The following is a 21,938-nucleotide window of genomic DNA, read 5'->3' on the forward strand; positions in this document are numbered from 1 at the left end:
AGCCCTGTGCTGTGAATTACTGACTGGCAGAAAGGCTCGTTAAAAATGCGGATGTCATTTGTTACTCAATTGATTATGCCCTGCGTCATGTTTGTGCTGCTTATTTTCTGCGGCCAGCAAGGGTATATGGTTTATAAAGATTATAAGAAAGTGACGAACAGGTTGTCTGATTCAAAACAGAATACGCAAAAAAAAAGTCACGATGAAACCCAGTTTGTACTTTTTACGCCGGCGGTAATGCCGGCGCAACAGCCAGCGGCGGTGAAAACGCCGCTCAGTGCGGAAATCGAAGGTATTCTCAGCAGCGATGAAGCCTGGCTGTCCTTTGCGGTGATAAAAACCCCCGCCGGACAAAAGAGCTATCGCGAGGGCGAAATGCTCGCCGGTTTTGACAATGCCTATATTGCCGAAATTCATGCCGATAATGTGGTGGTGAATTATGAAGGCGCGCCGCAGGTTATTTCACTTAACAAGCCAGACTATTTCAAAGGCGGCGTGGATAGCGCCCCGGCAACCAAATCGAAGAAAGATGCAGGGTTGGATAATCTGCATCTGGATGATTATCTGGTGTTAAAACCGTTAATCGAAAAAGGCCAGCTGGAAGGCTACAACATTAATCCACGCAATGCGTCGTCTTTCTACAGCCATGCTGGCCTGGAAAAAGGTGATGTGGTGGTAAAAGTTGACGATGTGGATATGACTAAAGAGGCGCAGGCAAAAGAGATCGTTGCCCGCTGGTCAAAAATGAAAGAAGCGGATGTCATTATTCGGCGTCACGCTCACCTTGAAAATATTCGGGTCAATGTTCTAAACAATTAATAAGTGTACAGACATGAAGAAATTTCCATGGGCGTGCGTAGCGCTGACCGCATTGTCGTTATATTCAGGTTCGCTGTTCGCGGCGAACTTTAGCGCCAGTTTCAAAAATACCGATGTCCGCGAATTTATCGATACCGTCGGGCGTAACCTTAATAAAACCATTCTGGTCGATCCTTCCGTTCAGGGAACGGTGTCGGTTCGCACCTACAACGTACTGACGGAAGATGAATATTACCAGTTCTTCCTGAGCGTGCTGGATCTCTATGGTCTGTCGGTGATCCCGATGGATAACGGGATGGTGAAAGTCGTGCGCTCTTCGGTGGCCCGCATGTCGGGCGCACCGATTGCCGACAGCAAAAACCCCGGCAAAGGTGACGAAATTATCACCCGCGTGGTGCGGATGGAGAACGTCCCGGTACGTGAGCTGGCTCCCCTGCTGCGTCAGCTGAACGACGCCTCCGGCATCGGCAACGTGGTCCATTTTGAACCGTCAAACGTGCTGCTGTTAACCGGCAAAGCCTCGGTGGTTAACCGCCTGGTGGATCTGGTGCAGCGTGTGGATCAAAGCGGCGTCCAGCGCCGTGAAATCGTGCCGCTGCGTTTTGCCTCTGCCAAAGATCTTTCTGACATGTTGAACAACCTCAACAACGAAGAGCAGAAAGGGCAAAACGCCCCGCAGCTGGCGACCAAAGTGGTCGCCGACGACGAAACCAACAGCCTGGTGATCAGCGGCAGCCCGGACGCGCGTCAGCGCACCCGGATGCTGATCTCCCAGCTCGATCGCGAGCAGAACAACGAGGGCAACACCCGCGTCTTCTACCTGAAATACGCCAACGCCAGCAAAGTGGTGCCGGTGCTGACGGGGATCGGCGAGCAACTGAAAGATAAAGCGGGCGGCGGCAAGAGCAAAGCCGCGCCGATGGCAGGCGACCTGAATATTACCGCCGACGAGTCTACCAATTCGCTGGTGATCACCGCCCAGCCAAACGTCATGAATTCACTGGAAAAAGTGATCGACAAGCTGGATATCCGCCGTCCGCAGGTGCTGGTGGAGGCGATCATCGCCGAAGTTCAGGACGGTAACGGTCTGGATCTGGGCGTGCAGTGGACCGGTAAACACGGTGGGGTTCAGTTTGGCTCGACCGGCCTGCCGATCAGCCAGATCAAGAAGTCAAAAGTCATTGGCAGCTATACGGGCCTGGCGACCGGTTTCTTTAACGGCGATTTTGGCGCGCTGATGACGGCGCTGTCCACTAACGGTAAAAACGACATTCTGTCGACGCCGAGCGTGGTGACGCTGGATAACAAAGAGGCGTCGTTCAACGTCGGTCAGGACGTGCCGGTACTCTCCGGTTCGCAGACCACCAGCGGCGATAACGTGTTTAACTCGGTGGAACGTAAAACCGTTGGTACGAAGCTGAAAATCGTACCGCAGATCAACGATGGCGACATGATCCATCTGAAGATCGAGCAGGAAGTTTCCAGCGTGGATAACACCTCGACGGCCGATGCCAGCCTGGGCCCAACGTTCAACACCCGCACCATCAACAACGAAGTGATGGTCCACAGCGGGCAGACGGTGGTGCTGGGCGGCCTGATGGAAAACGTCACCAAACAGTCGGTCTCGAAAGTGCCGCTGCTGGGTGATATTCCGGTGGTGGGTCAGCTGTTCCGCTATACCTCCCAGGACAGCGCCAAACGTAACCTGATGGTGTTTATTCACACCACCGTACTGCGCGACGATGACAACTACGGCGCGGCGTCGAAAGAGAAATACGATCAGATCCAGGCGCGTCAACAGCAGCGTATGGAAGAGCACAAGCTGGGCATCGTAGAGAATGCTGATTCACCGATGCTGCCAGCCTATCCGTCCCAGAGCCACGCCGCGCCAGTGAGCGCCAGTGCGCCGGTGTCGACCCGCAACCCGTTTAAAGAGTAAGGCGCAAGCGACATGACCGAGATGAGTAATGCGCTCTGTACCAGCACCTGGGCGAAAGAGAACGGGGTCCTGTTCTATAACGACGAGGTTTATATCCGCGAGGATGCGCAGGCGTATGCCCTGCTGGAGATGCGCCGCGTGCTGGGGCGCTCCTATGCCCCGACGATCCTGACGGCGGAAGCGTTTGACGAACTGCTGACCAACATCTGGCAGCAGAACAGCGGCGTCTCGCAGCAGCTGGTGGACGACATGGACGCCGATATTGACCTGATGGCGTTAACCGAGGAGATCCCTGACAACGAAGATCTGCTGGATAACGACGAGAACTCGCCGGTGATCCGCCTGATCAACGCCATTATGGGTGAAGCGGTGAAAGAGGGGGCCTCCGATATTCATATCGAGACCTTCGAGCGCACCCTGAGCATTCGTTTTCGCGTTGACGGCGTGCTGCGTCCGGTGCTGCAGCCGGCGCGCAAGCTCGCGCCGCTGCTGGTGTCGCGTATCAAAGTGATGTCCAAACTGGACATCGCCGAAAAACGTCTCCCACAGGACGGCCGTATCTCCCTGCGCATTGGTCGTAAGGCTATTGACGTGCGTGTCTCCACTATTCCGTCTCAGTACGGCGAACGCGTGGTGATGCGTCTGCTGGACAAAAGCAACCTTAAGCCGGACATCAACAAGCTCGGTCTGATTGACGAAGAGCTGGTGAAGTTAAAGGGACTGATTGAACGTCCGCACGGCATCATCCTGGTGACCGGCCCGACCGGTTCGGGGAAAAGTACCACCCTGTACGCGCTGCTGTCGGCGCTTAACGGCCATGAACGCAACATTCTGACCGTGGAAGATCCGATCGAGTATGAACTTGAAGGGGTAGGGCAGACCCAGGTCAACCCGCGCGTGGACATGACCTTTGCGCGCGGACTGCGCGCCATTCTGCGCCAGGACCCGGACGTGGTGATGATCGGGGAAATTCGTGACGGTGAAACCGCGCAAATCGCGGTACAGGCCTCGCTCACCGGTCACCTGGTGATGTCCACGCTGCACACCAACAGTGCCGCGGGCGCCATTACCCGTCTGCGTGATATGGGGCTAGAGTCATTTTTAATTGGTTCGTCGCTGCTTGGCGTCATTGCCCAGCGTCTGGTGCGTCGGCTGTGTCCGCACTGCCGCACGACCAGTCCGCTGGATGACAATGAGAAAGCGCTATTCACCTTTATGGAAACGCCGCCGAAAGCGATTTATCGCGCCGTGGGCTGTGAACAGTGTCGCCAGAGCGGCTACCAGGGACGCGCAGGCATCCATGAATTTCTGGTGGTCGACAGCGCCATGCGCCGTGCGATCCATGAAGACAAAGATGAGATGTCCATCGAAACGCAGCTTTTCAAAGAGGCCTACAGCCTGCGTGAAAACGGTCTGCTGAAGGTGATCTCCGGCGTGACCTCGCTGGAAGAAGTGATGCGCGTCACCGCCGAGCGCGGGGGGGATGCGTAATGGCCTGGTATGCGTGGTCCGCGACGGACGCTGCGGGGAAAACCCAGCGCGGCACCCTTCAGGCCGAAGGGCCAAAGCAGGTGCGCCAGATGCTGCGCGAACAGAAGCTGATGCCGGTGAACATTGCGCCGACCAGCGATCCGGCGGCGGGAAAAAACGCCCGTAAAGGGGCAAAACTGTCGATTCCGGTGCTGTCGATGTTTACCCGACAGCTCGCGACGCTGGTCAATGCCGCGCTGCCGCTGGAGAGTGCGCTGAAGGCGATTGCGAAGCAGACGGAAGATAAAACCCTGGCGGCGATGGTGACCGAGATCCGCGACAAAATTGTGGAAGGACATACGTTGTTCGACGCCTTCAGCCAGTTTCCGCGCAGCTTCGACAAGCTCTACTGCACTCTGGTGATGGCCGGTGAAAAGACCGGTCATCTCGGCGGCGTGCTGGAAAAGCTCGCCGAGTACAACGAGCAGCGCCAGAAGATGAAAAGCAAGCTCACCCAGGCGATGGTCTACCCCATCACCCTGACGGTGGTGGCGATCGCGGTGATCTCCATTCTGCTGGTCGCCGTGGTGCCGCAGGTCATCGACCAGTTCACCCACATGAAACAAGAGCTGCCGGTGACCACCCGCACGCTGATTGCGGTGAGCGACTTTCTACAGGCCTGGGGCATCGTTATCGCCGGCGGCCTGTTCGGGGCGTCGGCGAGCTTTAAATTTTGGATAAAAAAAGAAAAGAACCGGTTTGTTTATCATCGGTGGCTGTTGCTAAAGTCGCCGCTGAAAAAACTGGTCTGCGCCATCAACAGCGCGCGCTACATCCGTACGCTGAGTATTTTGCAGGCCAGCAGCGTTCCGCTGCTGGAGGGGATGTACATTGCGATGGACGGGATTGAAAACCTCTATGCCCGGCAGGTGCTTGAGCAGGCGGCGGACACCGTGCGCCAGGGGGCATCCCTCTACAACGCGCTGGAACAGGCGAGAATTTTCCCACCCACCATGCTCTACATGGTGGCCTCCGGGGAGGAGAGCGGCGAGCTGGGCTCGTTGATGGATCGTGCGGCGGAAAACCAGGAATCTGCATTACAGCATCGAATTACGTTAACGCTGTCGGTATTTGAACCGGCACTGGTAGTAACTATGGCGACCGTTGTTTTATTTATCGTTCTTTCAATATTACAACCGCTTCTTCAACTTAATAATATGGTGGGTTAATCATGTCTTTGAAAAAAAATAGCCTGAAACGTCAGGCGGGGTTCACGCTGCTCGAATTAATGGTAGTTATCGTTATTCTCGGCGTGCTGGCCAGTATGGTCGTGCCTAATTTAATGGGCAATAAAGAAAAAGCCGATATTCAGAAAGCGACCAGCGATATTGTGGCGCTGGAAGGTTCGCTGGATATGTACAAACTCGACAACCATCGCTATCCGACCACCGAGCAGGGGCTGCAGGCGCTGGTGACCAAACCTGAGATTGCGCCTATTCCGAAAGGCTACCGTGACGATGGCTATATTCGCCGCCTGCCGCAGGACCCGTGGGGCAATGACTATATTCTGGTTAGCCCGGGTGAGCATGGCGCTGTCGATATTTTCTCAGCCGGTCCGGATGCAGAAGCGAATACTGCCGACGATATCAGCAACTGGTCTTTTGATAAAAAAGATAAGTAATGAATAAGCAACGTGGATTTACCCTGCTGGAAATTATCGTGGCGCTGGTGATATTCGCCCTGAGCGCCATGATGGTGGTCACCACCATTTCATCACGCAGCGGCGCAGATACATTTGGTCAGCAGCTAAAATCCCTCGTTGAATATGGTTCTGACCGTGCGGTAATGGACGGAAATATTGTCGGGCTGGTGATGACCTCGTCAGAATTTGAACTGGTGACGCAGGTTGTAAATAACGGCGAGCGCCACTGGGCTCCGTTAAAGTCGGGGCGGATCGCCACCCGCGGCGAGTTTCCTGAGGAGATGCATGTCTCCCTCTCATCGCGAACGCTGGCGGCCACGCTGGACGATGAACCGCAAATCATTTTTTTGCCGGACGGCGAGCTTAGCCGCTTCACGCTCAGCCTCGAAAGCCTAGATAAAAAGCAGCGCTTTCACGTGACGTCACAGGGCTCTGTTCCCGTGGTGGTGGAAAACGATGACTAAACGCAAAACCAAAGAGCAGGGGATGACCCTGCTGGAAGTGATGGTGGCGCTGGTGATTTTCTCCACCGCGGCGCTGGCGCTGATGAACTCCGTCACCCTGAACGTGCGCTTTACCCACAGCCTGTCGGAAACGCTGCAGGCCGGCTGGGTGGCGGAAAATCAGCTGGCGCAGGCGCAGCTGGCTCAGACCGATTTCCCGGACGCCGAGCAGGTGGGTACCGAAACCATGGGCGGACAAACCTGGACCTGGCATATCCAGCGGGTGAAAACCGCCGAAAATACCTTTGCCGATGAGGTACGGGTTTACAGCGAAGCAAGCGATGCGCAACCGGTGGTGGCGCTTCAGCTCGCCGAACCGGAGGTGGATCGTGAGTAAGGTGCAGCGTCAGCAGGGCTTTACCCTGCTGGAAATTATGATTGCGCTGGCCATCTTCGCGGTGATCGGCATTCTCGCCTGGCAAACTCTCGACGGCGCGATGCGCACCTCGACGGCCAGCGACGAGGCGTCGACAAAAGTGACGGCGCTTCAGCGCACGTACAACCTCCTCTCGCGTGACTTTTACCAGCAGCAGGCGCGCGCGCCGCGCAACAGCGGCGAGGTGTTCGTTCAGCAGCAGAATGGTCTGGAACTGACAACCCTGAACGGCATCAGCGGCCAGGTGCAGCTGGAGCGGGTGCGCTGGACGTTAAAGGACAAGCGCCTGTGGCGCAACGTCTGGGCTGCTATCGACGGTCCCGCCAGCGCGCAGCCGGAAGAAGTGCCGATTTTGAGCGATGTGAAAGAGATGAAATGGCGCTTCTGGCACGAAGGCTGGCAGGAAAAATGGACCGACATCGCCCATCAGCCTGATGGCGTTGAGCTGAATCTGACCATGGAAAACGGCGAAACCTGGCGCTGGGTTTTTATCACTCCCGGCGATATGCCTGAGATCCAGACCGCGCCAAAAGAGACGAATGCGGACCCGGCGCAGCCGGCAGCGGAGAATGCGGCCCAGCCCGTAACAACCCCGCTGCCCGATACGACAGTAGAGCCAGGAGTGAGTTCATGAGCGGCAAAACAGCGCGAAAAGAGCGTGGCGTGGCGCTGCTGGTGGTGCTGATCCTGCTGGTGATGATGTCCACCCTGGCGGCGAAGATCAGTCAGCAGTTCTGTCGCCACCTGCAAAAAACGCATTACCAGGTCAGCCAGCAGACGCTGCGCTGGGCCATTGCCCGCCAACAGAAGGTACTGGAAAACGTATTGCAGAAAGCGGCCAGTTCAGAAGGGGCGGGGCTGTCGCCGCAAGGTGACTGGGCGCAGCCGCTGGAAACCCACGGGGATAATTACACCGTGGTGAGTCAGGTGGAGGATGCCCGGACCTGCTTTAACGTCAATAGTCTGCTGGCCGGTGACGCGGCGCCAGCGGCCCCGGCCGACCCAACTGCGCTGTCGGAAAAACCGGTCAAAGAGCAGATTATTGAACAACTGCTGGCTGAAAGTGGCGTCGGTACGCTGGCGGCAGAAGAGATTTACCAGCAGCTGGTGGATTATCTCGACGCCGACGACGTGACGGCGAAACAGGGCCAGGAGGCTGATGACTGGGCGAGCGTGACGCCCGCCCGCGGTCCGGCGAATCAAATGATGCGCACCATCAATGAAATCAGACTGCTGCCCGCCTTTCCGCAGGCTGCGTGGCCGAAGGTCAGCAGGCTGCTGTGCGCCTTGCCGGATACGGATGGCACCATAAATGTGAATACCTTAACGCGCGAACAGGCGCCGCTGCTGGCGGCGGTTTTTACCGGCGTGTTAAACACGGACGACGCTGCCCGCCTGATCGATTCACGCCCGGATGAGGGGTGGGCGTCGCTGGAGGCATTCAGCAAAGTGCTGGAGAGCAACTATCCGCAGACCAAAGATATCCTGGCGCAGATTCAGGACAGGGTTGCAGTCAACAGTCGCTATTTTCGGGTGGATACCACCGGCAATACCGATGATTTAACGCTGCGCGTTGTGAGCCAGCTTCACGTTGACAGTGAGGCGGGCAGGGTCGTGACCTGGCAACGCCGCTACCGAATGGTTGAATAAGATAAGTAGAAGATAATGAAAAAGGTGCTTTTTATTCGTCCCGACACCCGTGAGGACGGCAAAATCTGGTGGTGTGAATCCGGCAGCGATCGGGTGGAATCTTTGACGGGCTGGAGCACGCTGAGCGAACTTTCCTGTCATCCGCTTTCTCAGCAGGTGTGCCTGCTGCTGCCGGCGAGCGAGACGATCTTTCGTCATTTTACCCTGCCGAAAAAAGGGCTTTCCGCCCAGACGGCGCAGTTCTCGTGGATGGCGGAAGAGACGCTGCTCGGCGAGGTGGAGACGCTGCACTGGACGGTGCTGAACAAAAAGGGGTCGGAGGTGGATGCCGTGGCCATCGACGCTGCACGTCTGCGCCACTGGCTTGCGCTGTTTGCTCAGGCGGGGCTCGCGGTGGTCCAGGCGCTGCCGGATGCCTGGCTGCTGCCGGTGAGCGCAGGAGGCACGACGCTGGTGAGCCTGGAGGAGAGCTACTGGCTGCGTTTTTCCCCCGGCAGCGCAGGCGAAGCCGATGCGGTTCTGCTGCCGCTGCTGTTGAGTAAATGCCCGGCGGGTGAGGTGTGCTGCTACGGCGATGTGCCGCAGGAGGTACAGGTGGATGAACGGCTGGCGTGGCAGCATCCGCTGGTGCTGATCCAGCCCCAGTGGCAGGGCTGTCGTATCAACATGCTGCACGGGGAGTTTTCCGGGCGCAGCGCCAGCGGTCCGCGTTTTCGCCACGCGAAAACGGCCCTCGCGGCGGCGGCGCTGCTTTGCGTCGGCCTGCTGATCGGCCCCCGCGTTGGTATGGCGTGGACGCTCGCTCATCAGCAAAACGAGATCCGCCGGGAGATGACCACCGTAGCGCAGCACTATTTCCCGACCCTGCGCCAGACCAGCAACCTGAAGTACTACGTCGGGCAAAATATCAGCAAGGCGAAGAAAGGAGTCTTCCTGCAGCTCGAAGCGCTGAATCAAATCAGGCAGTCATTGCCGTCTCTGGAGATCAACAGCGTGGAATATGACGAAACGCAAAATCAGCTGACGTTGAATGTGAAATCCATGGATAAACAAACCCTGCAGGATTTTGTCGCCCGCAGCGCCGAAACTTTTGAATTTACGATGCAGCCGATTTCCGGCGAGGCGCCTTATACCGCCATTATTACCGGGAGCTATAAATGAAAACGCAAATAGCCCAGTTAAAAAACCGCTGGCAAAATTACAGTCCACGCGAGCGTAATTTATTTAAACTCTGCGGCGGGGCGCTCTGCTGTGCGATGGTGTATTACGGCGCGATGATGCCGCTCGATACGCTGATCAAAAATAACGAGGCCGTGTTATTTAAGCAAAAGCAGACGCTGAACTGGATGCGCCAGGAAATTGATAAGAACCATCTCCAGTCCAGAATCGTCAATACCCCGAACCCGCGCAGCGTGGTGGAAGAAAGTGCCAAAGTCGTGCACGTCGCGTTGACAGACGTGCGTCAGCAAGAGCAGTCGCTGACCTTTGATGTCGAGCGCGTAAACGTTTTTGCCCTGCAAAACTGGCTGCGTGAGATGAACGTCTCTTCCGGTATCCATCTGGAGAAACTCGCGTTAACGCCGGTGGATCGTCAGAGTGACGTGAAAGCGCACATTACGCTGAGCTGGGCGAAAAGCGCATGAACCCGCTAATGCTGTTGCAGCAGGCGAATCTGCCGGGTCTGTGCGTGATGAGCGGAGCGCTGGGCGCGATCCTCGGCAGTTTCCTGGGCGTAGTGGCGGAGCGTATTCCGCCGCTGGTAATGGAAGAAGAGGGAGCAGGCAATCTGCTCTTTCCCGCCTCTCACTGCCCGGAATGCCGCCACGCCCTGAGCGCGTGGGAAAATATTCCCATCATTAGCTGGTGCGCGCTGCGCGGTCGCTGCCGCCACTGCCATAGCGCGATTCCGCTGCGGCTGCTGCTGGTGGAAGTCTGTAGCGCTCTCTTCTTTGCCGCCAGCGCCATGCTGGCACCCTCGTTTACGGCGCTGATCGCGCTGTGGTTGATGTGGAGTCTGCTGCTGCCGCTGGTGGTGATCGACGCGCGCCATATGCTGCTGCCGGACTGCCTGACCCAGCCGCTGCTGTGGACGGGGCTGATGTTTCATGCCCTGTTCCTTACGCTACCGCTGACCGATGCTATCTACGGCGCAGTGGCGGGATATCTGTCGCTCTGGCTGGTTTACTGGGCATTCCGCCTGCTGACCGGGCGGGAAGGATTAGGCTATGGTGATTTTAAGCTGCTGGCGGCGCTGGGCGCCTGGTGCGGCTGGCAGGCGTTACCCTCTATTGTGCTGATCGCAGCGCTGGGGGGCATTATCATGCATTGCCTGTTAAAGCCCTTTGAGAATAAAAATAATCTTATTTCCTTTGGTCCCTATATTGCTTTTTCCGGGCTGGTTGTATTTATCGCGCAAACTTCGCATTCCATCTTTTAAATAATGCAGTCAAGTTTTTTTTGAAGTTTTTTCATCGGGGGAATGAAAGGATAAAATAAATTCCCCACTGTATTCTTCTCTCCGCAATAAAACATTTGCCGAAGGTTTTATGAGTGGAGGAATGTTCCGCGCAATAAAAAACAGCTCTTTCGCGAACCAGAAACGTTCACGATTAATTTATCAGTAAATAACGTTCGTCCATGTTTAATGGATAAGCATGGGTATTTAATTTCACAAATCGTATTATCAGGATCAAATAATGAAATTTCTGAAGCCTAAATATCTGGCACTCTTCGTTGCAGCGGCTGCAAGCCCGGTGTTCGCAGCTGTGCCAGGTAAAGCAACTATCGCCAGTGGGAATGATAAATTTGCCATTGTCGAAGTTGATCAGTCTGCTTCTGCCTACAACAGCCTCGTCAAAGTCCATGATGGCGCCGATGTTAAAGTGCAGTGGGACGTCTGGAACGGCGCGGCGCCGACGTCAGCGAAAGTGCTGCTCGACGGCAAAACCGTCTGGACCGGCGCAGGCAGCATGTCCGGTACGGCAACATTTAAAGTGACGAAAGGCGGTCGCTATCAGGAAACGGTTGAACTCTGTAATGCCAGCGGCTGCAGCACCAGCGCCAGCAAACTGATTATCGTCGCGGATACCGACGGTAGCCATCTGCTGCCACTCAACACCACCATGCAGGAAAATAATAAAACCCTCTCTAAGCACACCGATAAAGTGGTCGGTGCCTATTTCCCTGAGTGGGGTGTTTACGACCGTAACTTCCCGGTGGATAAAATCCCGGCCGCCAACCTCAACCACATTCTGTACGGCTTCATTCCGATCTGCGGCGGCGATGGCATCAACGACAGCCTGAAAACCATCGAAGGCGGTAACAGCTTCGAAGCGCTGAAACGCGCCTGTGCGGGCCGTCAGGACTTCCAGGTGGCGATTCACGACCCCTGGGCCGCCCTGCAGAAACCTCAGGCTGGCGTCAGCAACTGGGACGACCCCTACAAAGGCAACTTCGGCCAGCTGATGGCGATGAAGAAAGCCAATCCAGGGCTGAAAGTGCTGCCGTCTATCGGTGGCTGGACGCTGTCTGACCCGTTCTTCAAAATGCACGACCCGGCGATCCGCGCGCGCTTCGTCGCGTCCGTAAAAGATTTCCTGAAAACCTGGAAATTCTTCGACGGCGTAGACATCGACTGGGAATTCCCTGGCGGCGGCGGTCAGAACGAAACGCTGGGCAACCCGCAGCAGGATAAAGAGACGTATACCGCACTGATGCGCGAACTGCGCACCATGATGAATGAACTGTCAGCCGAAACCGGCCGTACCTTTGAACTGACCTCAGCAATCGGTTCAGGCAGCGACAAAATTGAAGACGTTGATTACACCGCTGCCCAGCAGTACATGGATCATATCTTCCTGATGAGCTACGACTTCTACGGCGGCTGGAGCAACACCGATCTGGGTCATCAGGCGGCACTGCGTGCGCCGGCGAACAAACCGGATACTAATTACACCACCGAAAACGGCGTGAATGCGCTGCTGGCACAGGGCGTACAGCCCGGCAAAATTGTCGTGGGGACGGCCATGTACGGTCGCGGCTGGACCGGCGTTCACGGTTACAGCAATAACAACCCGTTCACCGGCACGGCAACGGGCATGGTGAAAGGGACCTGGGAGCCGGGCGTGGTTGACTATCGTCAGATCGTTAACGAGTACAAAGGCAAAGCGGGCTGGGAATACAACTATGATGCCACCGCTGAAGCGCCGTATCTGTTTAACAAAACCACCGGCGATCTGATCACCTATGAAGACGCGCGTTCCGCAACGGCGAAAGGTCAGTATGTGCTGGCGAAAAATCTGGGCGGTCTGTTTGCCTGGTCCATCGACTCCGATACCGGAGACATTCTGAACGCGATGAATGAAAGCCTGACGGGCGGCGGCGCTGCGCCGGTTGATCCGGTAGTAACCAACCATGCGCCTGTGGCGACTGCCGCTGACCAGAGCGTAACCGGTCCGGCGACGGTGACGCTGGATGGCTCGGCTTCCACCGATCCGGATGGCGATGCCATCACCTACAAGTGGACGCAGATCTCTGGTCCATCCGTGACCATCACCAACAGCACCAAAGCGAAAGCGACCTTTAACGTTGCCGCTGTCACCAGTAACCAGACTCTGGCGTTCCGCCTGACGGTTACTGACGCGAAAGGGTTGAGCAGCACCGCTGACGTCCAGGTCGTGAACAAAGCGCCGAAAGCAAACCAGGCGCCGGTCGTGAACCAGATGGAAGCCGTGACGCTGGAAGCGGGCCAGAGCTACTCTCTGCACGCGCAGGCGAGCGATCCAGATGGCGACGCGCTGACCTACTCCTGGAGCGTTCCTGCGAATATGCAGGCGACAGGCGCGGATACCGCGAACCTGAACATCACCGCGCCGGACGTGGACACGGAATCAACTTACACGCTGACCGTGGTGGTAAGCGATGGCAAGTCCAGCGTACAGACTAACGTCCAGGTGACGGTAACGCCTAAAGCGGCTGAAACGCCGTCTGACGAAGGCAATACCCCTTCCGATGAAGGCAACACGCCGTCTGACGAAGGTAACACCCCTGCCGATGAAGGCAACACGCCGTCTGACGAAGGTAACACCCCATCCGATGAAGGTAACACGCCGTCTGACGAAGGTTCTGCCACCAATAGCTGCGATAACCCTGTTGACGCCAATGCCAGTAAGTATGCTGCCTGGAGCGCAAGCAAGGTTTACAACGCCGGGAATACCGTCAGCTTCGACAACCTGGTCTGGAAAGCAAAATACTGGACTCAGGGCAACCAGCCGGGCTTCGGCGTGGATGCATGGGAGCTGGTCAGTCAGGTGAAATTCAACTGGCGCTCCGACGTGGTCTATAACGGCGGCGACACCACGACCTACAACGGTTACACCTACACCGCCAAATGGTGGACGAAGGGTGATAAACCAGATAGCAGCGATGTATGGGTGAAAAAAGGCCCTGCGACTGACTGCCAGTAAGTCACAGCCATCACGATGCGGGTAAGGAACTTGCCCGCTATTACGGTCCACGTCCTGCGACGGACGTGGACCGTAAATCAGGAAAAGAGTAATAACCGCGTAAGGAGACAATGAAAAAGAGCCGGACTGAAAATGAAAACGTTATTTTTATTGTTGCTGGTAATAAGCCATAGCGTCTTTGCCAACTGCTGGGATAAAGCCGCGCGTTATTATCATGTGGATCCTTATCTGTTATATGCCATTGCTAATGTTGAATCGGGAATGAATCCCAATGCGATTGGACTGAATCATGATGGCACGCGTGATGTCGGCCTGATGCAGATTAACAGCTCACATTTTTCCGAGCTGGAGCGAAAGGGCATCAATGAGTACCGGTTAATTACCGAGCCCTGTACCTCGATTATGGTTGGCGCATCGATATTATCCGGAATGATCAATATTTATGGCTATAACTGGGAGGCGGTCGGTGCCTATAACGCGGGACTGAAAAAAGAGAATTTCGCGCAGCGCATGGTCTATGCCCGTAAGGTCTGGAATAAATATCAGAAGTTAAAACGTAGCACCCGTAACCGTTATTATTATTGATTTTTATTTTTTGAAGAGTACCGACTGGTGTTCTTCATAAAACGAAAACTGCTCCCGGGTTTATTTATTAAATGATTAATAAATAAACCGCGAAACAAATTAACTTTTATAGACCCTTAATATCATTAAGAGGACCATTGAATATGAACAAAAGGACATTACTCAGTGTTCTTATTGCGGGCGCATGTGTTGCACCGTTTATGGCTCAGGCAACCCTGCTGCAGGCCAGCAGCGAACCTTATACGGTTAAGGCCAGCGATCTGCAGAAGAAAGAGCAGGAGTTGACCAACTTCCCGCTGATGGCTTCGGTGAAGTCAACCATCCGCACGCTGGACAACAGCCTGGTGGAACAAATTGAGCCGGGTAAATCGACAAATCCGGAAAACGTCAAGCGCGTGGAAGGGATTATCAAGGCCAGCGACTGGGATTACCTCTTCCCGCTGCGTGCGCCGGAATATACGTACAGCAACTTCCTGAAAGCGGTGGGTAAATTCCCGGCGCTGTGCCAGACCTATACCGATGGTCGTAACAGCGATGCCATCTGCCGTAAGTCTCTGGCAACCATGTTCGCGCACTTCGCGCAGGAAACCGGCGGCCACGAGTCCTGGCGTCCGGAAGCCGAGTGGCGTCAGGCGCTGGTTTACGTGCGTGAGATGGGCTGGAGCGAAGGTCAGAAGGGCGGCTATAACGGCGAATGTAACCCGGATGTCTGGCAGGGTCAGACCTGGCCGTGCGGTAAAGACAAAGATGGCGATTTCGTTAGCTACTTTGGTCGCGGTGCGAAACAGCTCTCCTATAACTACAACTACGGCCCATTCTCTGAAGCGATGTACGGCGACGTCCGCGTACTGCTGGACAAACCTGAGCTGGTGGCGGACACCTGGCTGAACCTTGCTTCCGCGATCTTCTTCTTCGCCTACCCGCAGCCGCCAAAACCGAGCATGCTGCAGGTTATCGACGGCACCTGGCAGCCGAACGATCACGATAAGGCGAATGGTCTGGTACCGGGCTTCGGCGTGACCACGCAGATCATCAACGGCGGCGTGGAGTGCGGTGGCCCGACTGAGATCGCCCAGTCTCAAAACCGTATCAAATACTACAAAGAGTTCGCCAACTACCTGAAGGTGCCTGTTCCGTCTAATGAAGTGCTGGGCTGCGCCAACATGAAGCAGTTCGACGAAGGAGGTGCCGGCGCGCTGAAGATCTACTGGGAACAGGACTGGGGATGGAGCGCGGATACCCCGTCAGGCCAGACCTACTCTTGCCAGCTGGTGGGTTACCAGACGCCATTCAGCGCCTTTAAAGAGGGTGACTACACCAAATGCGTGAAGCATTACTTCAACGTCAATGTGGTGGGTGAAGACGGGACTTCCGACGGCGGTAGCGTCACGCCAACGCCAACGCCGACCCCTGTCGACCCAACGGACGAAGGCAATACCACGCCGGTGCCGGACGATAACACCCCGGCTCCGGACGATAATACGCCAGCGCCGGTAAACCATGCGCCGGTAGCAAAAATCGCCGGTCCGGTGGGGGCGGTTGAAGCGGGTAAATCAGTTTCTCTGAACGCGTCTGGCTCGACTGACGAAGACGGTAACCACCTGACTTATACCTGGACGGCTCCGAACGGTCAGACCGTAAGCGGCGAAGATAAAGCGATTATTACGTTCAATGCACCGGAAGTGGCGGCGGCAACGCAGTACCCGATCAACCTGACCGTCAGTGACGGCGAGCTGAGCAGCACCACCAGCTATACGCTGAACGTTCAGGCTAAGCAGACCGACGGCGGCCAGACCGGGACTTACCCGACCTGGACCTCCAAAACCAAATGGAAAGCGGGCGATATCGTTAACAACCGCGGCCAGCTGTTCCAGTGCAAACCTTATCCGTACAGCGGCTGGTGCAATAACGCGCCATCCTACTACGAGCCAGGTAAAGGGATTGCATGGCAGGACGCGTGGACTGCGCTGTAATCAGCAAAACAGTAAAATGACAAACGGCAACCTTCGGGTTGCCGTTTTTTTTCTCATCGTAAAAATGCAGGACCCGATCTACCGATGAAGCTTCCCGTGATCCCGCAGCCACGCCGCCGTACGCGTAATCCCTTCATCCAGCGTCACGATCGGTTTGTACCCAAGCTCGTTCTCCGCTCGCGAAATATCCAGCGTGAAATCAAAGTTAAGCTTCGATACGCCGTAATGCGTCAGCGCAGGCTCTTTGGCCGATTTACTGCCAAAACGCTCCATGCTGCGGGCAATCATATCCAGCATTGGGTAAGGGACTGAACGGATGCGGCAGTCGATCTGCAGCTCGTCAATTAAGCGCTGCACAATGCTGCGCAGCGTGCAGGGTTCGCCGTTCGTGATGTTGTAGGCGCGACCGGAGATGAGCTTATCGCAGTCCGGCTGGCTTGCCAGCCACATGGCGTGGACGGCGTTTTCGTAATAGGTCATATCCACCAGCGCATCGCCGCCGCGCGGCAGCAGCACGCTGCCGTAGTGGTGCATCATCTGCGCCAGGCGCGGAATAAACACTTTGTCGTGCGGCCCGAACAGGCTCTGCGGACGCAGGACCGTAAAACGGGTGTGCGGGTTCGACTGTGCCAGCAGGTCAATCACCTCTTCGCTGGCCGCCTTGCTGCGGGCAAACTCGCAGGCGAAGCGAGCCGGACGGAAATCTTCCTGCACGTCACGATGGTGGTGATAGTCGAAATAGAGCGACGGTGACGAGATATGAATAAAGTTGCGCACGCCCCAGGCGACGGCCCATTCACCCAGACGACGGGTGGCCCGCACGTTGGCGAGATCGAAGGCTTCCTGGGTCCCCCATGGGGAGGTAAAACTGGAACAGTGCCACAGCGTGTCGATACCGGCGAGCATCACTTTCGCCTGCGAGGAGACCAGCTCCGTCAGGTCAGCATGGACGAACTCCGCGCCCATTTTTTGCAGCAGTTTTCCCATCGCTTCGTTGCGACCGGTAGCCCTGACGCTGATGCCCTTGTTGCGCAGAAATTCGACCGCATTTCGGCCTAAGCCGCTGGTCGCCCCGGTAACCAGTACCTTCATAGCTATCCACTGTGTTGAAAAGAATTTCGTGCGCATTCTTTCGTGAATTACGGCGCTATGCAATGGGAAAGGTGAAAGAAAGAGAGTTTTATTTAGATCTTTTCCGTCTTTTGTTCTGCCCGTTGCGCAATGCGTTTCGCCATTCCCCGGAAGATAAACAGGTGGGCAGGGATCATCAACAGCCAGTAGAACAGACCCGGCATTCCGTGGGGATGCCACCAGGCGCGGACGTCCAGTTCGCGATGGTCGCCTTTGTCTTTGAGGGTAAAGCAGAGTCGACCCAGCCCCGGGGCTTTCATGCCGAACAGCATCGCCAGCTGTTTTTCCGGCTCGACGATGATGACCTTCCAGCTGTCGACCGCATCGCCCACCTCAAGATACGGGCGTGCCGGGCGGCCTTTTGCCAGCCTGTGCCCCACCAGCAGATCCATTGCCCCGCGCGTTTGCCAGAGGATATTGCCGAAGAAATAACCGTCTTTGCCGCCAATCTGGTTCACCACCTCCCACAGCGCGGCCAGGCTGGCGTGGGTTTTCACCGTGCAGCCCGCCTGTTTCGGGTAATAGCCGTACTCCGGGCGCCAGCGGGCAAACGCCTGGGCGTCGTAACCCCAGTCGCTGGAGTTCACCAGCTGCTCTTCTTCTTTCAGCGTATTGCGCACGGCATCATCAAAGCGGATCAGGTCCTGGGGAATGAGTGCCCGCAGTTCGCGATCGTCCGCCAGTAAATCGTGTTTGAGCCCCTGGATCAGCGCTTTGGCGGTCGTCGGCGGCACCGAGGTGATCACATTCAAAAACCACACCGAAATCCAGCGGGTCGGAAAGGGGATGGGGATCAGCCAGCGGCGGCGGCCGCTGACGCGCATGAAATGTTCGAACTGCTCCTGATAGCTCAGCACTTCAGGACCTGCCGCCTCGAGCACGCGGTGTTGCTCCGCCGGGTGATCCAGCAGGGCCACCAGATAATGCAGTAAATTTTCCAGCGCAATCGGCGTGGTGCGCGAGCGCACCCAGCGCGGCGGCGTGAGCACCGGCAGGTTGTAAACCATATCGCGCATCACTTCGAAGGCGGCGGAGCCTGCGCCGACGATGATTCCGGCGCGCAGTTCGGTGACGGGTATATTCGCCCCGCGCAGGGTTTCAGCCGTCAGCTGGCGGGCGCGCAGGTGATCGGACTGCTCGCGTTCGGGCGCCTGGAGCGAGCTTAAAAAAATGACCTGCTTCACCGGGGTTTGCAGCAGGGCATCGCGGACATTCATCGCCACCTGCCGCTCGTGGGCGATAAAATCCCCGCCTTCGCCCATGCTGTGCACCAGGTAGTAAAGCGTGTCGACCCCTTCCAGCAGGGCGGGAAGTTCCTTCGGCCAGTTGAGGTCAACGCTGTGGCAGGTAACGCCAGGCAAACTAAGCTTTTGCAGGCGTTCGGTGTTGCGTGCCGCTGCCAGCACCTGGTGCCCCTGCTGGCTTAACGCCGCGGTGAGATGCTGACCGATGTACCCGCTGGCGCCGAGCACCAGAATGCGTTGCGGCACGTGATGCTCCTTATCGCTGTAAAAACGCCTGCCAGTGTTTTACCACGTCGACCAGCTGCTCGCGGCTCACGTCGAGATGCATGACCAGACGCACGACGGGTGAGGCGTTGATCAGCACGCCACGTGCTTTCATAAATTCGCCCAGCGCGGCGGCGCGATCCTCGCCCACGCGGACGAACAGCATATTGGTGTCGTGGCGCATCACGTCGGCGCCAATTTCGCGCAGCTGCGCCGCCATCCACGCGGCGTTGTCGTGATCGTCCTTCAGGCGCGCCACGTTGTTTTTCAGGGCATACAGCCCGGCAGCCGCCAGAATACCCGCCTGGCGCATGCCGCCGCCGGTCATTTTACGCCAGCGGTTGGCGCGCTTGATGTAGTCCGCGTTGCCCACCAGCAGAGAGCCCACCGGCGTGCCCAGCCCTTTAGAAAGGCAGATGGTGAACGAGTCGCAGTATTGCGCAATCTCTTTCAGCTCGCAGCCGTACTCCACGACGGCATTAAAGATGCGCGCGCCGTCAACGTGCAGGCCGAGCCGGCGCTCGCGGGTGAATTCCCACGCTGCTTTCAGGTATTCGCGCGGCAGCACTTTGCCGTTGTGGGTGTTTTCGAGGCTGAGCAGCCGGCTGCGGGCGAAGTGAATATCGTCGGCTTTGATTTTCGCCGCGACTTTATCGAGCGGCAGGGAGCCGTCCGGCGCGGCGTCAATCGGCTGCGGCTGAATGCTGCCGAGCACGGCGGCACCGCCTGCTTCATACAGATAGTTATGCGCGCCCTGGCCGACGATATACTCTTCACCGCGCTCGCAGTGGCTGAGCAGCGCGACCAGGTTAGCCTGCGTTCCGGTCGGCAGGAACAGCGCGGCCTCCTTGCCGCTCAGTTCAGCCGCGTAGCGCTGCAGTTCGTTAACCGTCGGGTCATCGCCGTAGACGTCGTCCCCGACCGGGGCGGCCATCATCTCTTCGAGCATGGCGCGGCTCGGGCGGGTTACGGTATCACTGCGTAAATCAATCATTTCACATCCCTTTATTTTAAGAGGTCGTGCGAAATGTTTTACCTGAGCCAGTTGGTTTTTGCCAGTTCGATCACCTCGTCGCCGCGCCCGCTGATGATGGCGCGCAGCATATACAGGCTAAAGCCTTTGGCCTGTTCCAGCTTAATTTGCGGCGGGATCGCCAGCTCTTCTTTGGCGACGACGACATCCACCAGCACCGGACCGTCGATGGAAAACGCACGCTGCAGGGCCTCATCCACCTCGGAGGCTTTCTCCACGCGGATACCGGTGATGCCGCAGGCTTCGGCGATGCGCGCGAAGTTGGTGTCGTGCAGCTCGGTGCCGTCCGTGAGATAGCCTCCGGCCTTCATCTCCATCGCCACGAAGCCCAGCACGCTGTTGTTGAAAACCACAATTTTCAGCGGCAGCTTCATCTGCACCACCGACAGGAAATCCCCCATCAGCATGCTGAACCCGCCGTCGCCGCACATCGCAACTACCTGACGCTCCGGCGCCGTCGCTTTTGCGCCCAGCGCCTGCGGCATGGCGTTGGCCATCGAACCGTGGTTGAACGAGCCGAGCAGGCGGCGTTTTCCGTTCATCTTCAGATAGCGTGCCGCCCAGACGGTTGGCGTGCCCACGTCGCAGGTAAATATGGCATCGTCGTCAGCGAAATGGCTGATCTGCTGCGCCAGATACTGCGGGTGAATGGCTTTGTCGCTCGGTTTGGCGAGGTCGTCCAGCCCCTTGCGGGCGTCGCGATAGTCGCTCAGGGCTTTATCAAGGAACTTGCGGTCCGTTTTTTCTTCCAGCAGCGGCAGCAGGGCGGCAAGGGTGGATTTGGTGTCGCCCACCAGCGCCATATCGACCTTGCTGTGCGCGCCGATGCTGGCCGGGTTGATATCAATCTGAATGATTTTCGCTTCCGTCGGGTAGAACGCGCGATACGGGAACTGGGTACCCAGCAGGATCAGCGTGTCGGCGTTCATCATGGTGTGGAAGCCGCTGGAGAAACCGATCAGACCGGTCATCCCCACATCAAAGGGGTTGTCGTACTCGACGTGCTCTTTGCCGCGCAGGGCGTGGACAATAGGGGCCTTAAGCTTACCGGCGAATTCAAGCAGCTCCTTGTGCGCGCCCGCGCAGCCGCTGCCGCACATCAGGGCGATATTGCTGGAGTAACGCAGCAGCTGTGCCAGCTTTTTCAGCTCCTCTTCCGCAGGCGTCACCACCGGCTGCGGGGCGTGATACCAGTGGGTGCTGGCCCCTTCCGGCGCGGCCTTGAGGGCCACATCGCCCGGGATAACGACCACAGAAACGCCGCGGTTCAGCACGGCCTTGCGCATGGCGATCGCCAGCACCTGCGGGATCTGCTCCGGGGATGAAACCAGCTCGCAATAGTGGCTGCATTCACGGAACAGCTCCTGCGGATGCGTCTCCTGAAAATAGCCGCTGCCGATTTCGGAAGAGGGGATATGGGCGGCAATCGCCAGCACCGGCACGTGGTTACGGTGACAGTCGAACAGCCCGTTAATCAGATGCAGGTTGCCGGGACCACATGAGCCCGCACACACGGCCAGTTCGCCCGTGAGCTGTGCTTCAGCGCCTGCGGCGAAGGCGGCAACCTCTTCATGGCGGGTAGGCATCCATTCGATAGTCTTCATTTTATTGAGGCTGTCGCTGAGTCCGTTCAGGGAATCGCCGGTTACGCCCCAGATACGTTTCACGCCAGCCTGTTCGAGCGTTTTCGCAATATATGCAGCCACGGTTTGTTTCATGGTTGTCCGTCTCCTTTTTGTGATATCGCTTACAAGCTTAGAAGAAAGTCTCCGTATTGCCCGTCA

The 21,938-nt window shown here is 57.0% G+C and carries 19 protein-coding genes; 15 read left to right on the forward strand and 4 right to left on the reverse strand.

The window, feature by feature from the left end; genetic code table 11:
• Positions 1-87 precede the first annotated feature (87 nt).
• The 15 genes from gspC to WM95_RS08375 all read left to right on the forward strand — a co-directional run bounded on the left by gspC (position 88) and on the right by WM95_RS08375 (position 16,482).
• A complete protein-coding gene (gene gspC, locus WM95_RS08305) occupies positions 88-819 on the forward strand; it encodes a type II secretion system protein GspC (protein ID WP_032668130.1) in 732 nt (243 codons plus the stop codon).
• Between the two features lie 13 nt (positions 820-832).
• A complete protein-coding gene (gspD, locus tag WM95_RS08310) occupies positions 833-2,758 on the forward strand; it encodes a type II secretion system secretin GspD (protein WP_063408069.1) in 1,926 nt (641 codons plus the stop codon).
• 12 nt (positions 2,759-2,770) lie between these two features.
• The gene (gene gspE, locus WM95_RS08315; protein ID WP_023310951.1) at positions 2,771-4,249 is read left to right on the forward strand and encodes a type II secretion system ATPase GspE; all 1,479 of its coding nucleotides are present in this window, start codon (positions 2,771-2,773) and stop codon (positions 4,247-4,249) included.
• Positions 4,249-5,457: a type II secretion system inner membrane protein GspF gene (gspF, locus tag WM95_RS08320; protein ID WP_063408068.1), complete on the forward strand. Its 1,209-nt coding sequence runs from the start codon at positions 4,249-4,251 to the stop codon at positions 5,455-5,457. Before gspE ends, gspF begins: the two co-directional genes overlap by 1 nt.
• Before the next feature lie 2 nt (positions 5,458-5,459).
• Positions 5,460-5,909: a type II secretion system major pseudopilin GspG gene (gspG, locus tag WM95_RS08325; RefSeq protein WP_029739462.1), complete on the forward strand. Its 450-nt coding sequence runs from the start codon at positions 5,460-5,462 to the stop codon at positions 5,907-5,909.
• Entirely contained in the window at positions 5,909-6,394 is a 486-nt protein-coding gene (locus WM95_RS08330; protein ID WP_063408067.1) for a type II secretion system protein, read from the forward strand. The genes gspG and WM95_RS08330 overlap by 1 nt, the downstream gene beginning before the upstream one ends.
• On the forward strand, positions 6,387-6,770 hold the full coding sequence (gene gspI, locus WM95_RS08335) for a type II secretion system minor pseudopilin GspI (RefSeq protein WP_023310955.1): 384 nt from the start codon (positions 6,387-6,389) through the stop codon (positions 6,768-6,770). The genes WM95_RS08330 and gspI overlap by 8 nt, the downstream gene beginning before the upstream one ends.
• Positions 6,763-7,443, forward strand: a complete 681-nt coding sequence (gene gspJ, locus WM95_RS08340) for a type II secretion system minor pseudopilin GspJ (protein WP_063408066.1) — start codon at positions 6,763-6,765, stop codon at positions 7,441-7,443. Before gspI ends, gspJ begins: the two co-directional genes overlap by 8 nt.
• Complete coding sequence (gene gspK / locus WM95_RS08345; protein WP_063408065.1) at positions 7,440-8,459, forward strand: type II secretion system minor pseudopilin GspK; 1,020 nt, start codon at positions 7,440-7,442, stop codon at positions 8,457-8,459. The genes gspJ and gspK overlap by 4 nt, the downstream gene beginning before the upstream one ends.
• Positions 8,460-8,474: 15 nt before the next feature.
• Positions 8,475-9,620: a type II secretion system protein GspL gene (gene gspL, locus WM95_RS08350; RefSeq protein WP_063408064.1), complete on the forward strand. Its 1,146-nt coding sequence runs from the start codon at positions 8,475-8,477 to the stop codon at positions 9,618-9,620.
• Positions 9,617-10,102, forward strand: coding sequence for a type II secretion system protein GspM (gene gspM, locus WM95_RS08355; RefSeq protein ID WP_063408063.1), 486 nt, complete (start codon positions 9,617-9,619; stop codon positions 10,100-10,102). The genes gspL and gspM overlap by 4 nt, the downstream gene beginning before the upstream one ends.
• Complete coding sequence (locus WM95_RS08360) at positions 10,099-10,896, forward strand: prepilin peptidase (RefSeq protein WP_063408062.1); 798 nt, start codon at positions 10,099-10,101, stop codon at positions 10,894-10,896. The genes gspM and WM95_RS08360 overlap by 4 nt, the downstream gene beginning before the upstream one ends.
• Before the next feature lie 259 nt (positions 10,897-11,155).
• Complete coding sequence (locus WM95_RS08365; protein WP_063408061.1) at positions 11,156-13,924, forward strand: glycosyl hydrolase family 18 protein; 2,769 nt, start codon at positions 11,156-11,158, stop codon at positions 13,922-13,924.
• A gap of 132 nt (positions 13,925-14,056) precedes the next feature.
• Positions 14,057-14,509 (forward strand): type III secretion system invasion protein IagB, encoded by a 453-nt coding sequence (gene iagB / locus WM95_RS08370; RefSeq protein WP_063408060.1) that lies wholly within the window; start codon positions 14,057-14,059, stop codon positions 14,507-14,509.
• 143 nt (positions 14,510-14,652) lie between these two features.
• The gene (locus WM95_RS08375; RefSeq protein WP_063408059.1) at positions 14,653-16,482 is read left to right on the forward strand and encodes a chitinase; all 1,830 of its coding nucleotides are present in this window, start codon (positions 14,653-14,655) and stop codon (positions 16,480-16,482) included.
• A gap of 78 nt (positions 16,483-16,560) precedes the next feature.
• Here WM95_RS08375 and WM95_RS08380 read toward each other — a convergent pair whose 3' ends face one another.
• The 4 genes from WM95_RS08380 to poxB all read right to left on the reverse strand — a co-directional run bounded on the left by WM95_RS08380 (position 16,561) and on the right by poxB (position 21,872).
• Positions 16,561-17,574, reverse strand: coding sequence for an NAD-dependent epimerase/dehydratase family protein (locus tag WM95_RS08380; RefSeq protein ID WP_045354430.1), 1,014 nt, complete (start codon positions 17,572-17,574; stop codon positions 16,561-16,563).
• Between the two features lie 92 nt (positions 17,575-17,666).
• Complete coding sequence (locus WM95_RS08385) at positions 17,667-19,103, reverse strand: SDR family oxidoreductase (protein ID WP_059445583.1); 1,437 nt, start codon at positions 19,101-19,103, stop codon at positions 17,667-17,669.
• A 10-nt stretch (positions 19,104-19,113) separates the two neighbouring features.
• Entirely contained in the window at positions 19,114-20,115 is a 1,002-nt protein-coding gene (gene ltaE / locus WM95_RS08390) for a low-specificity L-threonine aldolase (RefSeq protein ID WP_063408058.1), read from the reverse strand.
• 38 nt (positions 20,116-20,153) lie between these two features.
• Entirely contained in the window at positions 20,154-21,872 is a 1,719-nt protein-coding gene (poxB, locus tag WM95_RS08395; protein ID WP_063408057.1) for a ubiquinone-dependent pyruvate dehydrogenase, read from the reverse strand.
• Positions 21,873-21,938: the final 66 nt, after the last annotated feature.

This window comes from Enterobacter cloacae complex sp. ECNIH7, assembly GCF_002208095.1.
In the GTDB taxonomy this organism is placed as follows: domain Bacteria; phylum Pseudomonadota; class Gammaproteobacteria; order Enterobacterales; family Enterobacteriaceae; genus Enterobacter; species Enterobacter cloacae_M.